The organism is Kitasatospora cystarginea (genome assembly GCF_039533515.1).
GTDB lineage: Bacteria > Actinomycetota > Actinomycetes > Streptomycetales > Streptomycetaceae > Kitasatospora > Kitasatospora cystarginea.
The window spans coordinates 1-3,746 of sequence record NZ_BAAATR010000121.1 but is presented as its reverse complement, the minus strand read 5'-3'; the positions used below and the strand labels follow the sequence as shown (position 1 = coordinate 3,746).

At 73.4% G+C, this 3,746-nt stretch carries 1 protein-coding gene; it reads right to left on the bottom strand.

Annotation, left to right across the window (positions count from 1 at the left end; translation table 11 throughout):
* A partial coding sequence (locus ABD369_RS40195; protein WP_344641594.1) for an amino acid adenylation domain-containing protein occupies positions 1–3,746 on the bottom strand: 3,746 nt, incomplete at both ends.

The following is a 3,746-nucleotide window of genomic DNA, read 5'->3' as shown; positions in this document are numbered from 1 at the left end:
CGGGCAGTGCCGCCCACTGCGGCTCCTCGCCCCGGCAGCGCGCCGCGTACGCGGTGGCCAGGTCGGCGGAGAGCGGGCCGAGCGACCAGCCGTCACCGGCGATGTGGTGGACCACCACCAGCAGCACGTGCTCGTCCGGCGCCGCCTCGAACAGCTCGGCGCGTACCGGTGGTTCGGTCGCGAGGTCGAATCCGCGCGCCGCGGCGGAGGCCAGCAGCTCCGGCAGGTCCGCCTCGCCCACCCGGGTGACGGGCAGCTGCGGCGGGGCCGTCCCGGCGTCCAGCACGTCCTGGTGGGGCACCCCGTCGACCTGGGGGTAGATCGTGCGCAGGCTCTCGTGCCGGGCGACGACGTCGCCCAGCGCCGCCTGCAGGGCGGCCCGGTCGAGCTCGCCCGACAGCCGCCACGCCAACGGCATGTTGTAGACCGAGCCGGCGCCCTCCAGCTGGTGCAGGAACCACAGCCGGCGCTGCGCGAACGACAGCGGCACGATGCCGGGCCGCTCCGCGCGGCGCAGCGCGAGCCGCGCCTGGCCTGCCCCGCCGAGCCCGGCGGCCAGCCCGGCCACTGTCGGCGTCTCGAACAGGGCGCGCAGCTCGAGCTCCACCCCGAGGGTCGCACGCGCCCGGGCGACCAGCCGAGTCGCCAGCAGGGAGTGCCCACCCAGCTCGAAGAAGTCGTCGTCGACCCCGACTTGGGCCACGCCCAGCACCTCGGCGAACAGCTCGGCGAGGACGTGCTCCTGCGGCGTGCGCGGGACCCGGCCGGCCCGGGCCGCGGTGTACACGGGCTCAGGTAGGGCGCGCCGGTCCAGCTTGCCGCTGGCCGTCAGCGGCAGGCTCTCCAGGGGCACGAACGCGGCCGGGAGCATGTAGTCCGGCAGCCGCTCTCGCAGGTGCGCCCGCAGTGCGTCCGGCTGGAGTTCCGCCCCGGCGACAGGCACCGGATAGGCGACCAGGCGCTGGTCCTCCGCCCGATCCTGCCGGACGGCCACGGCGGCCTGCGCGACCTGCGGATGTTCCGCCAATGCCGCCTCGATCTCGCCGAGTTCGATCCGGAAGCCCCGGACCTTGACCTGGTCGTCGGTCCGGCCGAGGAACTCCAGGTTCCCGTCCGCGCCCCACCGCACCAAGTCGCCGGTGCGGTACATCCGCGAACCGCTCTGACCGAACGGGTCCGCCACGAACCGTCCCGCGGTCAGACCCGGCCGGTTCAGGTAGCCTCGCGCCAGCCCCGCACCGGCGAGGTACAGCTCACCCGGCGCACCTGCGGGCACCGGCTGCAACGTGCCGTCGAGCACATACAGCCGGACGCCCCCGAGTGGCCGGCCGATCACCGGGCGCGGACTCGACTCCAGCGGCGCGACGACCGCGTCCACCGTGCACTCGGACGGCCCGTAGTAGTTCAGGCAGGACACGCTCTCGGCCGCCCGCAGCCGCTCCCACAGCTGGTCCGGAACGGCCTCCCCACCCATCGAGACCACCGCCGGACGATACCTCGGGTCGTCCAAAAACCCTCGCGCAACGAGGACTTGCAGGTAGGACGGGGTGGCGTTGACATAGTCCAGCCCGGCACGCGCGGCGTACTCGACGAAGGCATCCGGGTCGGACCAGGTCGCCTCGTCCAGGACGTGCAGCTCGTGGCCCGCGTACAGGCAGGACATCTGGTCGCAGGAGGCGTCGAACGACACCGACGTGGTCAGCCCCACCCGCAGCCGCTCCTTCGTCCGCTGCGGGAACAGCAGCGGACGCTGGCTGGAGAACAGGTTGCGCAGGCCGCCGTGGGTCGTCACCACGCCCTTGGGCTTGCCGGTGGAACCGGAGGTGTAGATGACGTAGACCGGGTGGGCCGGCTCGACGGCCACCGCCGGGTCCACCGACGGGCAACCCGCCACCAGCGCGGCCGTCTCCGGATCGTCGACCACCAGCCACCCCGCCGAACCGGCCTCCGGCAGCCGCACCCGGGTGCGGGCGTCGGTCACCGCCAGGACCGGCCGGGCGTCCTCGAGCATGTGCCCGATCCGCGCGGCCGGGTACTCGGGATCAACCGGGACGTACGCCGCGCCGGTCTTCAGCACCGCGAGGATCGCCATCACCAGCTCGGTCGACCTCGGCAGGGCCACCGCCACCAGCCGCTCCGGCCCCGCACCCCGCGCGATCAGCGCATTCGCCAACCGGTTCGCCCGCGCGTCCAACTCCGCATACGTCAGCAACGCATCCGGCCCCACCACCGCGAGCGCGTCCGGAGTCGCACGCACCTGCGCCCGGAACAGCTCCGGCAGGCTCTCCCTCCAGGTCTCCACCACCGGACCGGCGCCCAACGCCAGCAACCCGCGTTCCTCGTCCGCGCCGAGCAGACCGAACCGGGCGAGCCTCCGCCTCGGGTCAGCGACCACCGCGCCGAGCAGCCGGACCCAGCGCGCGATCATCGTCTCGACGGTGGCCGGGTCGTACAGGTCGCTGGCGTACTCGACGAAGGCCTCGATCCCCTCCGGGGAGCCGTCCTCCGCGTGCCGCTCGGACATCGTGAAGATCAGGTCGAGCTTGGCAGTGGTCGTCGTCAACGGCATCGCGCCGACGCGCAGGCCGGGCGGGGTGAAGTCGGCCCGCGGGTTGTTCTGCAGCACCAGCATGACCTGGAACAGCGGGTGGTGCGCCAGTGACCGCACCGGGTTGAGGGTTTCGACCAGGTACTCGAACGGCAGGTCCTGGTTGGCGTAGGCGGCCAGCGAGGTGTCCCGGACCTGGGCGAGCAGTTCGGCGAAGGTCGGGTCGCCCGAGGTGTCGGTACGGAACACCAGGGTGTTGACGAAGTACCCGACCAGATCGTCCAGCGCCTGGTCGGTTCGGCCGGCGACCGGGCTGCCGACCGGGATGTCCTCGCCCGCGCCGAGCTTGCTCAGCAGCAGCGCGAGCCCGGCCTGGAGCACCATGAACAGACTGGTCCCGTTGACGCGGGCGAGCTCGCGCAGGCCGTGGTGCAACTCCGCGTCCAGCCCGGCCCGCACGATGCCGCCCTGGTGTGAGGCGACCGCCGGACGGGGCCGGTCGGTGGGCAGCTGGATCTGCTCCGGCAGACCGGCCAACTGCCGCATCCAGTAGTCCGCCTGTCGGGCGAACAGGCTGTCCCGGTCGGTGGCATCGCCGAGCAGTTCGTGCTGCCACATGGTGTAGTCGGCGTACTGGACCGGCAGCGCCTCCCACTGCGGCTCCTCGCTCCGGCAGCGCGCCGCGTACGCGGCGGTCAGGTCCCGCACGAGCGGGCCCAGCGACCAGCCGTCACCGGCGATGTGGTGGAGCACCACCAGCAGCACGTGCTCGTCCGGCGCGAGCTCGAACAGGCCCACGTGCAGCGGCAGTTCGGTCGCGAGGTCGAACGGCCGGGCCTTCGCGGCGGCCAATGCCTCCGGCAGCCCGGCCTCGGTGACCGGGATCGTCTCCAGCCGCGGGCGGCCCGTCACGGCGTCCAGCACCCGCTGGTACGGCATGCCGTCCACCGCCGGAAAGACGGTGCGCAGGCTCTCGTGCCGCTCGACCACGTCCGCCAGGGCGGCCTCCAGGGCCCGCCGGTCCAGCTCTCCGGACAGTCGCCAGGCCAGGGAGATGTTGTAGTTCGCGCTGGCGCCCTCCAGCTGGTGCAGGAACCACAGCCGCCGCTGCGCGAAAGACAGCGGGGTCCGCTCGGGCCGGGGCCGGGGCGCCAGGGCCAGCTGCGCCCGGCGGGCCCCCGCAAGCGCGGCGGCCACG